General features: G+C 62.1%; 17 protein-coding genes. 6 read left to right on the plus strand and 11 right to left on the minus strand.

Going from position 1 to position 13,046, the window contains the following annotated elements:
* Positions 1-64 precede the first annotated feature (64 nt).
* Positions 65-1,186 carry a vWA domain-containing protein gene (locus OCK01_RS03065; protein ID WP_263822645.1) on the plus strand — a complete coding sequence of 374 codons (1,122 nt, stop codon included), beginning with the start codon at positions 65-67 and terminating at the stop codon, positions 1,184-1,186.
* A gap of 9 nt (positions 1,187-1,195) precedes the next feature.
* Here the strand turns inward: OCK01_RS03065 and OCK01_RS03070 are convergent, their stop codons facing one another.
* The 3 genes from OCK01_RS03070 to OCK01_RS03080 form a co-directional block, all read right to left on the minus strand.
* The gene (locus OCK01_RS03070) at positions 1,196-2,107 is read right to left on the minus strand and encodes a cytochrome c (RefSeq protein ID WP_263822646.1); all 912 of its coding nucleotides are present in this window, start codon (positions 2,105-2,107) and stop codon (positions 1,196-1,198) included.
* Between the two features lie 60 nt (positions 2,108-2,167).
* Positions 2,168-2,605 carry a c-type cytochrome gene (locus tag OCK01_RS03075; protein WP_182829030.1) on the minus strand — a complete coding sequence of 146 codons (438 nt, stop codon included), beginning with the start codon at positions 2,603-2,605 and terminating at the stop codon, positions 2,168-2,170.
* A 260-nt stretch (positions 2,606-2,865) separates the two neighbouring features.
* The gene (locus OCK01_RS03080; protein WP_263822647.1) at positions 2,866-3,468 is read right to left on the minus strand and encodes a superoxide dismutase; all 603 of its coding nucleotides are present in this window, start codon (positions 3,466-3,468) and stop codon (positions 2,866-2,868) included.
* Positions 3,469-3,648: 180 nt separating this feature from the next.
* Here OCK01_RS03080 and OCK01_RS03085 point away from each other — a divergent pair, with 180 nt between their 5' ends.
* On the plus strand, positions 3,649-4,074 hold the full coding sequence (locus OCK01_RS03085; protein WP_263822648.1) for a hypothetical protein: 426 nt from the start codon (positions 3,649-3,651) through the stop codon (positions 4,072-4,074).
* A gap of 82 nt (positions 4,075-4,156) precedes the next feature.
* Here the strand turns inward: OCK01_RS03085 and OCK01_RS03090 are convergent, their stop codons facing one another.
* Positions 4,157-4,702, minus strand: coding sequence for a MarR family winged helix-turn-helix transcriptional regulator (locus tag OCK01_RS03090; protein ID WP_263822649.1), 546 nt, complete (start codon positions 4,700-4,702; stop codon positions 4,157-4,159).
* 103 nt (positions 4,703-4,805) lie between these two features.
* The gene (locus OCK01_RS03095) at positions 4,806-5,177 is read right to left on the minus strand and encodes a hypothetical protein (RefSeq protein WP_182829027.1); all 372 of its coding nucleotides are present in this window, start codon (positions 5,175-5,177) and stop codon (positions 4,806-4,808) included.
* A gap of 183 nt (positions 5,178-5,360) precedes the next feature.
* Between OCK01_RS03095 and OCK01_RS03100 the strand changes: the two genes are divergently transcribed.
* Positions 5,361-6,929 (plus strand): helicase HerA-like C-terminal domain-containing protein, encoded by a 1,569-nt coding sequence (locus tag OCK01_RS03100; protein WP_263822650.1) that lies wholly within the window; start codon positions 5,361-5,363, stop codon positions 6,927-6,929.
* 6 nt (positions 6,930-6,935) lie between these two features.
* Here the strand turns inward: OCK01_RS03100 and OCK01_RS03105 are convergent, their stop codons facing one another.
* The gene (locus OCK01_RS03105) at positions 6,936-7,409 is read right to left on the minus strand and encodes a hypothetical protein (protein WP_263822651.1); all 474 of its coding nucleotides are present in this window, start codon (positions 7,407-7,409) and stop codon (positions 6,936-6,938) included.
* A 420-nt stretch (positions 7,410-7,829) separates the two neighbouring features.
* On the opposite strand from OCK01_RS03105, the gene OCK01_RS03110 reads away from it, so the two are divergent.
* A complete protein-coding gene (locus tag OCK01_RS03110) occupies positions 7,830-8,015 on the plus strand; it encodes a hypothetical protein (protein ID WP_263822652.1) in 186 nt (61 codons plus the stop codon).
* A gap of 21 nt (positions 8,016-8,036) precedes the next feature.
* On the opposite strand, the gene OCK01_RS03115 is transcribed toward OCK01_RS03110, so the two are convergent.
* Entirely contained in the window at positions 8,037-8,657 is a 621-nt protein-coding gene (locus OCK01_RS03115) for an FMN-binding negative transcriptional regulator (protein WP_263822653.1), read from the minus strand.
* Between the two features lie 94 nt (positions 8,658-8,751).
* The gene (locus tag OCK01_RS03120) at positions 8,752-9,345 is read right to left on the minus strand and encodes a TetR/AcrR family transcriptional regulator (RefSeq protein ID WP_263823147.1); all 594 of its coding nucleotides are present in this window, start codon (positions 9,343-9,345) and stop codon (positions 8,752-8,754) included.
* A 178-nt stretch (positions 9,346-9,523) separates the two neighbouring features.
* Here OCK01_RS03120 and OCK01_RS03125 point away from each other — a divergent pair, with 178 nt between their 5' ends.
* Positions 9,524-10,492, plus strand: coding sequence for an alpha/beta hydrolase family protein (locus tag OCK01_RS03125; protein WP_263822654.1), 969 nt, complete (start codon positions 9,524-9,526; stop codon positions 10,490-10,492).
* Between the two features lie 48 nt (positions 10,493-10,540).
* Here the strand turns inward: OCK01_RS03125 and OCK01_RS03130 are convergent, their stop codons facing one another.
* Together OCK01_RS03130 and OCK01_RS03135 are read right to left on the minus strand one after the other, a co-directional pair.
* Complete coding sequence (locus tag OCK01_RS03130) at positions 10,541-11,320, minus strand: VOC family protein (protein ID WP_263822655.1); 780 nt, start codon at positions 11,318-11,320, stop codon at positions 10,541-10,543.
* Between the two features lie 45 nt (positions 11,321-11,365).
* Positions 11,366-12,094, minus strand: a complete 729-nt coding sequence (locus OCK01_RS03135; protein WP_263822656.1) for a DUF899 domain-containing protein — start codon at positions 12,092-12,094, stop codon at positions 11,366-11,368.
* A gap of 58 nt (positions 12,095-12,152) precedes the next feature.
* Here OCK01_RS03135 and OCK01_RS03140 point away from each other — a divergent pair, with 58 nt between their 5' ends.
* Entirely contained in the window at positions 12,153-12,599 is a 447-nt protein-coding gene (locus OCK01_RS03140; RefSeq protein ID WP_182829019.1) for a MarR family winged helix-turn-helix transcriptional regulator, read from the plus strand.
* 6 nt (positions 12,600-12,605) lie between these two features.
* On the opposite strand, the gene OCK01_RS03145 is transcribed toward OCK01_RS03140, so the two are convergent.
* Complete coding sequence (locus OCK01_RS03145; RefSeq protein WP_137157952.1) at positions 12,606-13,028, minus strand: organic hydroperoxide resistance protein; 423 nt, start codon at positions 13,026-13,028, stop codon at positions 12,606-12,608.
* Positions 13,029-13,046 lie beyond the last annotated feature (18 nt).

A 13,046-nucleotide genomic window follows, 5' to 3' on the forward strand; every position in this document is an offset into this window, starting at 1 on the left:
AAGTCTTTATTATAGATTCAGGTTGTATAATAATTCAGTAGCAATCTATAATTTAGAGATATTCATGCGGACAGACATTTTCCGCCGCATCCATGCTGGGTTCGCTCCATTGCTTGGAAACAAGAGCGGCAATATCGCCCTCGCTTTCGCGCTCATCCTGACGCCATTGTTGGTCGCAGTCGGCTGCAGCCTCGATTACGTACGCGCCCTCAACGTCAAGACGAAGCTGCAAAACGATCTCGACGCGGCCTTGATCGCCGCGGTGAAGGACATCGACACGAAGAACGAGGCCCAATTGAAGGCGTCGGTGATCAACTGGATGACGGTGCTGCAGGGCAGCGCCTCCGCCTACAGCCTGTCGGTGGGCGACATCAATCTCGACCTGTCGTCGTCGACGATCAAAGCCACCGTGCGCGGCGGCGTGCCCACGAGTTTCCTCAAGATCGCCGGCATCGACAGGGTGAATGTCGCCGCCGTCAGCGCGGTGCTCGGCGGAACCGCGGTCACCACGAAGAGCCCCCTGTCGCTCTATCTCGTCCTCGACAAGTCCGGATCGATGAGAGAGGACACGGATTCGACCTACACCACGACCTGCTATCTAGGCTGGTGGTCTTACCAATGCACATTGACCTACTCGAAGATCGCCGCGCTGAAGCTTGCGGTCGCCAGCTTGACCACGCAGCTCGACACGGTGGACCCCGAGAATAAATATGTCCGCATCGGCGCCGCTTCCTATGACTCGCAGCTGCGCGGCTATTCCAACCTCGGATGGGGAACGGCCGCCACGCTGAGCTTCGTCAACGCGCTGGAGGCGGACGGCAACACATCCTCCACGGATGCTTTCGCCAAAGCCTATTCGAGCGTCACAGCCACGACGGAAGCGACCATCCACAAGCAGAAGAACGGCGGCAATCCCTCGCGCTATATCGTCTTCATGACCGACGGCGACAACAACAACGGCTCCGACGACACCGCCACCAAACAATATTGCGACAAGGCCAAGGCGGAGGGCGTGGTGATCTATACGATCGCGCTGATGGCGCCGCCGAAAGGTCAGTCGCTACTCAGAAAATGCGCAACGAGCACCGACACCTATTTCACCGCCGACACCGCAGGCGCGCTGGTCGCCGCATTCCAGTCGATCGGTGAAAGTTCATCCAAGACCATGCTGCGGCTGACGCAGTAGAGAGGACCATCAGCGGGCGGGAACAGCTTTCAGATAGGCCGCGATCGCCTCGACATCCGCCTGCGGCAGCTTCGCCATGTTTTGCTGCACCTCGACCATGCTGCCGCCGACCGAATCATATTCAGGCGTAAAGCCGGTCTGCAGATAGGTCACGATATCAGCCTCGGACCATTGGCCGATATCGCCGCCGGGCGTGATGTTGGGAATACGCCCCTCGCCTTCGGGATTGGGAGCCCCGGCCAGCCACTGCCCCGACGTGAACCCGCCCAGCGCATCGCGCGGCGTATGGCATTCGCCGCAATGGCCGGGGCCTTCGACGATATACTGGCCGCGTTTGACCTTGTCGTCGGCGCCTGCGAGTTCAACGCGCGGCGCGTCGTCGAGATAGAGAAACTTCCAGCCGCCCAGGGCCAGCCGGACATTGAAGGGAAAGCCGAGTTCATGCGGCGGCGCGACATGGTCGCTCTTCGGCAGCGTCTTCAGATAGGCGAAGAGATCCGCGACGTCCTGAACGCTCATGCGGCTATAGGAGCCGTAAGGGAAAGAGGGGTAAAGATGCTCTCCGCCCGGCCCCACCCCGCGCGTCATGGCGTCGCCGAATTGAGCCAGCGTCCAGTCGCCGATGCCGGCCTGCTCGTCCGGTGAGATATTGGGAACATGGAAGGTTCCGAACGGGCTCTTGAGCGCCAATCCGCCCGCGAGCGTCAGCTTGTCCTCGCCTTGGGAACCCGGCGCCGCGTGGCAGCTCACGCAGCCGCCCATGGAAAAGACGATCGCGCCGCGTGCGGGGTCGCCCGCGCCGGCCTGGGCCCAATGCTCCGCCGGCCACGGCTGCGGCCGCGTGATGAACAGGAATGCGCCCGCGCCGATCGCGCCGAGCCCGATCAAGCCCGCCAGAATCTTGACTGCGCGCTTCGCCATATGTCGTCTCCATGGGAAAGCCGCCGGCGCTTCGGCCGGCGGCGACGGCCCGGTCGGGCCTTACTTTTTCAGGCGATAGGACTGATGGCAGGCGCCGCAATCCTTGCCGAGCATTCCCATGGCCGCGCCGACGCCGGCCTGGTCAGCCGGAAGCTGCGCCAGGAGCGTCGCGCTGTCGGCGGCGAGCTTGTCGGCATGCGCGTCGAAATCGGCCTTGTTGGTCCAGATCGCCGGGCTGGCTTCCTTGGAATCGTTTTCCGATCCCGCCGGGAACAGCGTCTTGAAATGGGTGATCGAGGTGTTGATGGTGGTCAGCGCGCCCTTCACCGCTTCAGCGTCATAAGCGCTCTCGCCCTTGGCGACCTTGCCGAGCGTCGCCATCGCGCCGCCGATCTTTTCCATCGTATGTTCGCGTTCTTCGCCGAAACCGGCGGCCGAAACGGCCGTGGCGGCGGAGATGAGACAGAGCGCCGAAACGGCGACGAATTTCCTGAGCATGCGTCTTCTCCTGGAGTGTGATCTCAACCCGATCGCGCCGGCGCGCGAGCGGCGCCGACGAAAAAGCAGTCGGATGGATTGGTCGTGAAACAAAATGATTTTTTTGTGAAGTCGCCGGAGGTAAGCGCCCATTGACAGGGCGGTTCCCGCGAGGGCGGCGCGCGCCGCGTATATTGTCTTCGGCTTGTAAACACTTTGTTCACAAATACAAAAATCCCCGCGGGCGGCGCCGGCGGGGATTTTCTTAAGAACGTCTCGCCTTACTTGGAGGCGGCTTCGTACATTTCCAGCACGTAATCCCAGTTGATCAGGCTGTCGACGAAGGCTTCGAGATATTTCGGACGGGCGTTGCGGTAGTCGATATAGTAGGAGTGCTCCCAGACGTCGACGCCGAGGATCGGCTTGGCGCCATGCACGAGCGGGTTCTCGCCGTTCGGGGTCTTGGAAATTTCCAGCTTGCCGTCCTTGACCGAGAGCCAGGCCCAGCCGGAGCCGAACTGCGTGGTGCCGGCGGCGATGAAATCGGAGCGGAACTTGTCGTAGCCGCCGAGGTCGGAATTGATCGCGGCTTCGAGAGCGCCCGGCAGGCTCTTGCCGCCGCCGTCCTTCTTCATCCACTTCCAGAAGTGGATGTGGTTGTAATGCTGGCCGGCATTGTTGAACAGGCCGGCATTCTTGCCATAGGACTGCACGACGATCTCTTCGAGCGAGAGACCGGCCATGCCGGCCTCTTCGGCGAGCTTGTTGCCGTTGGTCACGTAAGCCATGTGATGCTTGTCGTGATGATATTCCAGCGTTTCCTTCGACATGAAGGGCGCGAGAGCTTCGTAATCATAGGGAAGCGGCGGCAATTCGAACGCCATGGCGGTCTCTCCTGTTATTCCTTGTGGAAGGTTGAAAACCCGCCCGGAACATAGGTTTGAGCAGCGCTGATGGCAACCGCTCGCCTAGAATAATTTCCCGCCCACGAAACCGCCTCAATACGAAAGCATTGTCGCTTCGGGCGGTGTGTCACCGTCAGAAAATCAACTGGAGACATCTCGATGCCATCCCGTAACATCCTCGTCCTGGCCGCGGCCGCCGTGCTGGCGGCGCCCTTGACGGCCTCCGCCTCCTCGCCGGACGCCTGGGCGAAATTCAACGAAGACGTGAAGACGAAATGCGCCGAGGCCGCCAAGGCCGAATTCCGCCGCGTCGAAGTGGTCGTCGATCCTACCGGCAGCGAAACCTATGGTCTGGCGCTCGTGCATGGACGGCTGAAAGCGGAAAAAGCCCGCGGCGCGGCTCTCTGCGTCGTCGACAAGAAGACCGGCAAAGCCGAAATCGGCACGGTGCTCAGCAAGGACGTCGTTCGCGTCATGCGGCCGAAACCGGCCAAGGCGGATGCGGCCCAGTCCGACGCAATGAAAAAGTCGCCGGCGTCGACCGCCGACGATAGCGACGCCGACATGGACAGCGACGCCGAATAAGCCGCATCTATGAGAAAGGCCGGTCCAAGCCGGCCTTTCGACATTCGAGATGAACCCTGCCGCGCAGAGAGAGGGCGATCGCTCAGGCGATCTCCACCTCGGTTTCGGCGCATTCACGCGCCAGCATTTCCGGACAGCCCGAGAAATTGCGCCCGCAGCGCTCTTCCCATTCCTGAGGCGGCTTGCCGTTTTCGGCCCGCAATTTGTAGATGACCTTCTGCATCAGCAGAATGAAGCTGTCGCGCTCCTCCCGCGTCAGCGCCGAAAGGGCCAATTCGTTGAGCTCGGTCGCCTTTTCCAGCGCTTCCGACCAGATTTCCTTGGCGCGAGGAGTAAGCGAGACTTTCTGGACCCGGGCGTCCTTTTCATAGGGGCTTCGCACCACCAGGCCGTCACGCTCCATGCGCGCCAGCGTGTTGGCCACCGTCGCCTGCTCCTGATCGAGCGCTTCGACAATATCCTTCTGGAGCGGAGATCCGGTTTGATCGATCGCGAGCATGACCGCAAATTGCGCCGGAGCAATGCCGAGAGTTTTGAGCCGGTCTTGCAGAAGAGACGCCATCAGACGAGACATCGTCTTGCAAAGATAGCCGGCATGCTCCTCCAAACGCATTTCATCCAGTTGCATCTAACATAATCTCCACTTCCGCAAGGCTGCCTTGCTTCTAGCACATATCTCGCCCAGCAAAAGGGGCAAGGCGAGAAATCCTGTCGCGCAGGCTCGCCGAGGATCAGACGAACTGCGAAAGACCGGGAACCGAGGCGATAACGGCGTCGACGGTCTCGTCTCCTGCGTATTGACGCGCAACCGCCATGGTTTGTTTCGCCAGCGCGGTAATTTCACCCATGCCGAGGCCGAGGCTCATCAGCTTCTGACCCAGCCCCATGATGCCGCCGCCGAGCATGGCGCCGAATATTCCGCCGCCGCCCGCGCTTGCGCCATCGGCGAGCTCAGCCGCGCCGGGAATGGCGGCGATCATTTTTTCCACCGCAGCGTCATCGCCTTCCTTGCGCAGGAACGCCAACATATAGCCGATCGCCTGGGAAGCCACATCCGCTTCAATTCCCACCGCATCCGCGACCTCGGTCACCAAATCCGCCATTCTATCCTCCTGAGTTGACGTTTACGTCAATGTAATAACTGTTGCGCCCGAGGGCAAGGCGGCGGCGCCGTCTCTTCCCCATCGCGTGAGGCGTCCGCAACGTTCGCCGCCTCTCTTCCCTCTATAGCAAATCCCTCATGTTTCAATTATGTACAGGGCATCTGACACTATCCGGAGGACGATATGCTGGTCGATGGCAAGATTTATCTGGGAACGAGCCGCAAGCCCGACGATTCTGTCAACAAGCCGGAATATCTCGATCTGAAATTCGCCAACCGCCATGGACTGATCACCGGGGCCACCGGCACCGGCAAGACGGTCACCTTGCAGGTGCTGGCCGAAGGCTTTTCCAATGCCGGCGTGCCGGTTTTCTGCGCCGACATCAAGGGCGACCTCTCGGGCGTCGCCGCCATGGGCGAATTCAAGGATTTCCTCGACAAGCGCGCCAAGGACATCGGCTTCACCGACTATGATTTCCAGCAGTTTCCGGCAATCTTCTGGGATCTCTACGGCGAAAAGGGCCACCGCGTCCGCACCACGCTGACAGAAATGGGCCCGCTGCTGCTGTCGCGGCTCATCAACGCCTCGGATGCGCAGGAAGGCGTGCTCAACATCGCCTTCAAGATCGCCGACGAGGGCGGCCTGCCCCTGCTCGACCTCAAGGATCTCCAGGCGATGCTCAATTATATGGGCGAGAACGCGCAGGACATCTCGACCAAATTCGGCTTCATCTCCAAGGCCTCGGTCGGTTCGATCCAGCGCGAATTGCTGATCCTCGAACAGCAGGGCGCGACCAAGCTGTTTTCCGAACCGGCGCTGAAGATCACCGACATCATGCGCACCACGAACGACGGTCGCGGCGCGATCTCGGTGCTCGCCGCCGACCGGCTGATGATGAATCCGCGCCTCTACGCCACTTTCCTGCTCTGGCTGCTGTCGGAACTCTTCGAACAACTGCCCGAGGTCGGCGATCCCGACAAGCCCAAGCTGGTCTTCTTCTTCGACGAGGCGCACCTCCTGTTCAAGGATTCGCCGAAGGTGCTGATCGAGCGCGTCGAACAGGTCGTGCGCCTGATCCGCTCCAAGGGCGTCGGCGTCTATTTCGTCACGCAGAACCCGATGGACGTGCCGCAGACGGTGCTCGCCCAGCTCGGCAACCGCATTCAGCATGCGCTGCGCGCCTATACGCCCAATGAACAGAAGGCGGTGAAGACCGCCGCCGACACGTTCCGCCCCAATCCCGATTTCAGCTGCGCCGACGTGATCACGACGCTCGGCACCGGCGAGGCGCTGATCTCCACGCTCGAAGGCAAGGGCGCGCCCTCCGTCGTCGAGCGCACCTTGATCCGGCCGCCATCGGGGCGAATCGGGCCGATCAACGAAGACGAACGCCGCCAGGTGCTGTCGGTCAGCCCGGTGCGCGACATGTATGACGAGGATTTCGACCGCGAAAGCGCCTTCGAAATCCTGACGAAGAAAGCCGAGGCAGCCGCGCAAGCGCAGACCGAGGCGCAGCAGCCTCAGACCGCGCCCTCCTCCACGCCCGCCGGACAAGACGGTTCGATCACCATCGGCGGCTGGACCCTGCCCGGCTTCGGGACCGACGCCAAGCCCGAAGCGCAGCAGCAGAAAAAAACCGGCTACCAGCGCGAAACCATCATGGAAGCCGCCATGAAATCCGCCGCCCGCTCGGTGGCCACCGCGGTAGGCGCGGCGATCGTGCGGGGGATCTTGGGGAGTTTGCGGCGTTAACGGCGCTTACGGCCGCGCTTCTTCAACCACGCATCCGTTATCGACATGGAGCGTCATAAATGTCCCTTTTTCGGGGGTTCTCCTAAACAAAGCCCATTCGGGCTGTTCGCCCCCCGTATTGAACGTCACGACATAAGTGTCGCCTTCCAAAGCCAGATTGAGTTCCGGCAACCGGGCAAACAGGGAGAGATCTTCCACACGACGGCCGACTAAGGACTGGAAATGTCTTTCCCAATCATCTTCCTCAGTCCAACTGCCGCAGAGAATGGAGGTCTCGCCTTCGATGCGCCAACTCCACTGGATCATGATCCCGAATTCGCCGATCAACCGCCGACCAAACCCGCTTTTCATGTTTGGATCGGCAAACAAAGCGCCGACTTCAACGAACAATGCCGACCCGTTCCCCCGCCAAACTGAACTCACTCTTTGGCCGCGGATATCGAGCGCAAAGGCCTCAAACTGCGATTGTGCAAAACCCAATTGAGCTTTCTCGGTATGCGAATGGGCGCTTGCCCCTTTTTGATGTCGAAACGCGGCAAGAAGACGCCTTCATTCTCAATGTAAGCTTTCTTAAGTGGAGACGCAATTTTTAAAAGACGAGAGTTGAAAGCAACTCGCGGCTGCAGAGCCGTGACGATCTTTCGCGGCTCGTTCAAATCTCCGTTCGTGAACAACGCGGATTTCGAACGACTTCGGTAATATCATCGCTCGCCGGCATTTCAGCGCGCTGCGAATTATTCAGAAACTGCCCACAAGACCATGAAAAGCTTCATGCCGAACTTCCGGAAAGACATGATCATCAATCTGAGCGTTCTATGAACAGAGAATGGTGGGCCTCGCGGAACCTTCGAAATCTCCCCCCGTTCTTCCAGCACAACCCAAACGCTACAGGAGGATAAGATGGGAACGGAACAAGCGCCGACGCCTGAAGGCAAGCAATCATCCCGGAAACTGCACGAGGCTGCGGCCAGCGAAGAACGCAAGGTCGAAGCCGAGAAGGGCTCTGATCTGAAGAAGGGCGCCGCGCGCGTCGAAGAGCGGTCGCGCAGCAGCGACGGCAAGGGCCCCGGCGAAAAGCAAAGCTGACGCGAAGACCTCTTGAATAGCCTATGGCACGAGCTTAGCCGCCACCCGGTCCATCGCCTCCCTGCTCGCGCAGAGACCTTCGCGCACGCCCGCCCGATCCGCCTCGCTGCGGTTCTGGCTCATCTTGCGCTTGCCTTCGAGCTTTTCGATCGGCATCCGCAAGCCGACAATGCCGCGCAGCTGGCCGGCGATGTAGCTTTCGGGTGCGTCCGACACCGCCCAGGGCGATGTGCGCCCGTCTTCATGCAGGCGCGTGAGGCGCGTGACGACGTCGAGCAGTCGCTCCGCGTCGTCGAAGAACTCCACCGGGCCCGAGGCGTGCACGCTTTCATAGTTCCAGGTCGGCACGACCTTGCCGTGCTCGGCCTTGGACGCGTACCAGGACGGCGTCACATAGGCGTCCGGCCCCATGAAGATCGCCAGCCCCGGCCCGATCGGCTTTGCTTTCCAGTGCGGGTTGGGACGCGCGAGATGGGCGTAGAGCACGCCGCCTTCACCTTCGCTCTCATCGAGAAACATCGGCAGCGGCGTCGCCATCGGTCCATCGGAGGTGGCGGTGACGAAATTGGCGAGCCGGCAGGCAGCCATCATCCTCCTGATATCTGCGAGATCGTCGACGAGAAAAGCGTGCGGCGTATACATGGGGCGGATCCGGTGGTGAGGCAGGTTCTAATGGCATCATGGCTGAATTCTCTACCGCGGCAAGGCCTGGCGCGGGAGAGGTGAGAGACCGCGTTCAGCCCCGCCCGGCGCCAAAGCGCAGCCCATCGATCAGCAGATCCACCATGCGAGCAGCATGCGCCGCGCCATCCTCGCCCGAAGCGGTCGAGAGATTGCCGACGGCCCGGAGGAGATCATAGGGCGCGATATCGGCGCGGATCTCGCCCGCTTCGGCGGCTGCGGTGAGAAGAGCGGCCAGCACCGGCTCGAATTTGGCGCGGAAATAATCCGGCAGGGCCTCATAGGCGGGGTCGCCGGAATGGAGCGCGGCCGCAAGTCCGCGCTTGGCGGCGATGAAACCCGTATAGCGCTTCAGCCATTGCGCCAGCGCCTCCGCCGGCTGCAGCTTTGCGGCCAGCATCGGGCCTTCCTCCGCACAGGCGTCGACTTCGCGGCGGAACACGGCAGCGACGAGATCCGAGCGCTGCGGAAACCGACGATAGAGCGTGCCGACGCCCACCCCGGCTCGCTCGGCGATCTGGCGCACCGGCGCATCCACGCCGGTTTCGGCAAAGACATGTTTGGCCGCATCGAGAATGGCGTCTTCGTTGCGCCTGGCGTCGGCGCGCACGCCGCGCCGGGGCGCAGCCCCGCTGTCTTCCGGCTCCATCAAGGCGCACCTCCTGCTCGTGGCGAAAAACGACTGCCGCCGCTTGCAAAACGGAGCGGCGTTCCGTATATAAAATTCATAAACGGAACATTGATCCTTTTATAACGGAGCTTCGTTCCGTTTATCTCTTCTCTAACGGTTCGCGCAGCCTTTCGCTACCCCTTTAAGGATCGTCCCCATGAACAATCTGATTTCGCTCGCCCGCGCGCTTCCAGCGGCCGACGCCCAAACGACCATCTCTATCAGCCCCCTCGTCCTGGCGGCGCCGGCCCGCGGCGCGCCGCTCGAACTGCGCATCACCGCGCCGATGACCGGCGACGGCTTGCCGATCATCCTGCTGTCGCATGGTCATGGCCCTTCCCTCTACATTCCGTCCAAGGACGGCTATGCGCCGCTCGCCCATTTCTACGCCGAACGGGGTTTCGTTGTGATCCAGCCGACGCATGGCAACTCGAAGGTGGCGGGCCTCGGTCCCGATGCGCCGGGCGCCCCGTTTTTCTGGCGGTCGCGGGTCGAGGATTTCAAACTCATCCTCGACCAACTCGACGAGATCGAAGCCATGGCGCCGGCGCTTGCCGGCAGATTGGACCGCGACAGGATCGCCGCTGTCGGCCACTCCCTCGGCGGCCAGACCGTGGGGCTGATGCTCGGCGCACGCCTCACCGATACGGCGGACGACCGGGCGATCAATGTGGAGATGATGGAGCCGCGCGTGAAAGCGGGCGTGCTGCTGGCGGCCCCGGGCAATGGCGGCGATAGTCTGAGCGAGCACGCCAGAACTCATTACACCAGTCTGAACCCGGATTACTCGACATTGACGACGAAAACGCTGGTGGTGGTCGGCGACGCCGACGACAGCCCGCACCTCACCCATCGCGGCCCGTCCTGGCACGCCGACGCCTTTCATCATGCGCCGGGCGCGGAGGCAATGTTGACTCTCCACGGCGGCAAGCATGGATTGGGCGGCATCGCCGGCTACGACGCCAAGGAGACCGACGACGAAGATCCGGATCGCCTGGCGGCGACCCAGCGGCTGACCTGGGCCTATCTCCGTTCCGCCCTGTATGACGGCGACCGGTCCTGGGACGAAGCCCGCACCGCTTTAGTGTCGAGCGCGGCGGCGCTCGGGCAGGTCACCCTGAAGTAAATGACGGGATGATGGGGGCGTCGCGCGCGTCGACGCCCCTCTCTTCTCTCACTCGCTCTGCGACATCAGCGAAAAGGCCGCGCCCTGCGGATCGAGCGCCGCGCAGATCCAGCTGCCGCCCGGCACCTGATGCGGCTCCATCAGCACCTGTCCGCCATTCTCCGCCACTTTGGCCGCGCCGGCGCGGATGGAGGGGACGGCGATGTAGAAGCTCCAGCAGGACACCGGCATCTCCGGCCGCTTGTTCATCATGCCGCCGATGGCGCGTCCGTCCTGGGCGAAGGTTTGGTAGACGCCGTAGTCCGGTCCCATATCCACCGCCATGTCCTTTCGCCAGCCGAAGTGGCGGGCGTAGAACTCGAAGGCGGAGGCTGCGTCCTTGGTATGCAGTTCGTTCCAGCCGAAGGAGCCGGGGGAGCCGGGCGCCGGCCCTTCCGGCATTGGCTCATCCGGCGTGTCGGGCGCAAACAGGCAGATGACCGCGCCCTGCGGATCTGCCACCACCGCAAAGCGGCCGATGCCGGGAATGTCCTCCGGCTCGCGGTGAATCGCGCCGCCCTCGGCTTTGAACGTTTCCGCCATGGCGTCGACGTCGTCGGCATGGATATAGCCGGTCCAATTGGACGGCACGCCGCGCGCTTTCACATCCTCGGTCAGCGGCATGACGCCGGCTGCTCCCATGGGAACGCCGGGCGGCCCGACGAGCTTGTAATCCATGCCCGGCATGCCGGCGTCACGCCCCTCCCAGCCGACCACATCGCCATAGAATTTGACGGCGGCGTCGGTGTCCGTGGTCATCAATTCGTACCAGATGAATTGTCCTTGCATCGTTTTCTCCCTCGGGTCTCGCCCGGCTCAAAATGTCGTTTGGCTTTATGAATGGCAGCAGCCTGCCTTCGGCGCGTCTTCATACTCGTCATTGCGCCGGATGAAGCTCAGCGTCGATGTCTCGTTCCGGCCGAGCGGCGCATGATCGAGGAACATCATCGTTCCCAGCGTCTCCTCCCCGCCACGCGCATATTGCGAATAGGTGTGATAGATGGCCCCGTCCGCGCCCTTGTAAAAGCTCGACAGGCCCGGCAGTTCGTCATGCGCCTTCTCGGACGGGATCGTCGTGAAATTATAGTCGACCTCCCCCGCCCCCAGTTGCTCGGGCGTGAAGGAAACGTGGAAATCAAAGTTGAAATCGCTGCCGAACGAGGACACCCACGGGAATTTCCAGCCCATCCGCTTCTTGTAGGCGAGAAGCTTCGGCAGCGGCGCGCGCGACACCGTCACGAGGCTGACATCGTGATGATTGAGATGCACGAGCGCGCCGTCCATATGGTCCGCGCCGAAGGAACAGCCGGGGCATCCCGCCTCCCAGTCCGGCCCGAACATGAAATGGATGATGATCAGCTGGCTGCGGCCGGCGAAGAGATCGGCAAGGCGCGCCGGCCCTGCCTCCGTCTCGAAGACATAGTCCTTGTCGATTTTCACCCAGGGCAGCGCCAGCCTGTCCTTGTTGACGGCGTCGCGCTGCCGGGTCAGCGCCTTCTCCTTCACCAACAGCGCCTTGCGCGCCTCGAGCCACAGTTCACGCGATACGACTTCATGCTCCATCAGGCTTCCTCCTCGCCATTGGACTTGACATTTACGTTGATATCAACATATATAGGCCATGTCAATTCAACGCGCCGTCCCCTTTCAAACCACGCTGTTCGTCAAGGATCACTGCATTTGCCTGCATGCCCAGCGCGCCGCCCGCGCGCTGGCCCGCCGCTTCGACAAGGCGCTGAAACCGTTCGGCCTCACCAATGGTCAATTTTCTCTGCTGATGTCGCTCAACCGGCCCGAGCCGCCGCCTCTGTCAGCGGTGGCCGACCTTCTCGCCATGGACCGCACCACGCTGACGGCGGCGCTGAAGCCCTTGGAACGCGACGGCCTCCTGAAAGTTATTCCGAGCGAGAAGGATCGCCGCGCCCGGCTGCTGTTGCTGACGGAAGCCGGCCTCGATGTCCTCGCCCGCGCCCTGCCCGTGTGGAAATCCGAGCATGAGGCGCTGGATACAGAAATGCCGCAGGGCGACATGGATCGCCTGCGGCAGGATTTGCGTCGGATCGGTTGATCCGGATCAGGCGAGCGTGACCTGAACTTCGGTCGAGGTGCGCATCGCATGGCTGTAGGGGCAGACGATATGGGCTTTGGCGACCAGATCTTCCGCAACCGCGCGATCGACATCCGGAACATCGACCGACAGCGACACTTCGATGCCGAAGCCCGTGCCGTCTTCGCGCGGGCCGATGCCGACCGTGGCGGTGACATGGGTTTCGGGCGAGAGCTTCACCTTGGCCTGGCCGGCGACATATTTCAGCGCGCCGAGGAAGCAGGCGGAATAGCCGGCTGCGAACAACTGCTCCGGATTGGTGCCGGGCGCGCCGTCGCCGCCGAGTTCCTTCGGCGAGGTCAGGTTGACGGAGAGGTTGCCGTCATCCGTCTTGGAGGAACCGACGCGGCCGCCGGTGGAGGTTGCGCGGGTGGTGTAGAGAATGGGCATTTCTGTCTCCCTGTTTGG

The organism is Rhizobium sp. TRM95796 (assembly GCF_025779995.1).
Classification (GTDB): domain Bacteria; phylum Pseudomonadota; class Alphaproteobacteria; order Rhizobiales; family Rhizobiaceae; genus Rhizobium_E.

Coding starts and splice junctions, on each gene's coding strand:
- OCK01_RS03075 (WP_182829030.1), bottom strand. CDS start 2,605: ATGCTCAGGAAATTCGTCGCCGTTTCGGCGCTCTGTCTCATCTCCGCC.
- OCK01_RS03100 (WP_263822650.1), top strand. CDS start 5,361: ATGCTGGTCGATGGCAAGATTTATCTGGGAACGAGCCGCAAGCCCGAC.
- OCK01_RS03085 (WP_263822648.1), top strand. CDS start 3,649: ATGCCATCCCGTAACATCCTCGTCCTGGCCGCGGCCGCCGTGCTGGCG.
- OCK01_RS03125 (WP_263822654.1), top strand. CDS start 9,524: ATGAACAATCTGATTTCGCTCGCCCGCGCGCTTCCAGCGGCCGACGCC.
- OCK01_RS03090 (WP_263822649.1), bottom strand. CDS start 4,702: ATGCAACTGGATGAAATGCGTTTGGAGGAGCATGCCGGCTATCTTTGC.
- OCK01_RS03095 (WP_182829027.1), bottom strand. CDS start 5,177: ATGGCGGATTTGGTGACCGAGGTCGCGGATGCGGTGGGAATTGAAGCG.
- OCK01_RS03120 (WP_263823147.1), bottom strand. CDS start 9,345: ATGGAGCCGGAAGACAGCGGGGCTGCGCCCCGGCGCGGCGTGCGCGCC.
- OCK01_RS03080 (WP_263822647.1), bottom strand. CDS start 3,468: ATGGCGTTCGAATTGCCGCCGCTTCCCTATGATTACGAAGCTCTCGCG.
- OCK01_RS03140 (WP_182829019.1), top strand. CDS start 12,153: ATGTCAATTCAACGCGCCGTCCCCTTTCAAACCACGCTGTTCGTCAAG.
- OCK01_RS03110 (WP_263822652.1), top strand. CDS start 7,830: ATGGGAACGGAACAAGCGCCGACGCCTGAAGGCAAGCAATCATCCCGG.
- OCK01_RS03145 (WP_137157952.1), bottom strand. CDS start 13,028: ATGCCCATTCTCTACACCACCCGCGCAACCTCCACCGGCGGCCGCGTC.
- OCK01_RS03135 (WP_263822656.1), bottom strand. CDS start 12,094: ATGGAGCATGAAGTCGTATCGCGTGAACTGTGGCTCGAGGCGCGCAAG.
- OCK01_RS03115 (WP_263822653.1), bottom strand. CDS start 8,657: ATGTATACGCCGCACGCTTTTCTCGTCGACGATCTCGCAGATATCAGG.
- OCK01_RS03130 (WP_263822655.1), bottom strand. CDS start 11,320: ATGCAAGGACAATTCATCTGGTACGAATTGATGACCACGGACACCGAC.
- OCK01_RS03065 (WP_263822645.1), top strand. CDS start 65: ATGCGGACAGACATTTTCCGCCGCATCCATGCTGGGTTCGCTCCATTG.
- OCK01_RS03070 (WP_263822646.1), bottom strand. CDS start 2,107: ATGGCGAAGCGCGCAGTCAAGATTCTGGCGGGCTTGATCGGGCTCGGC.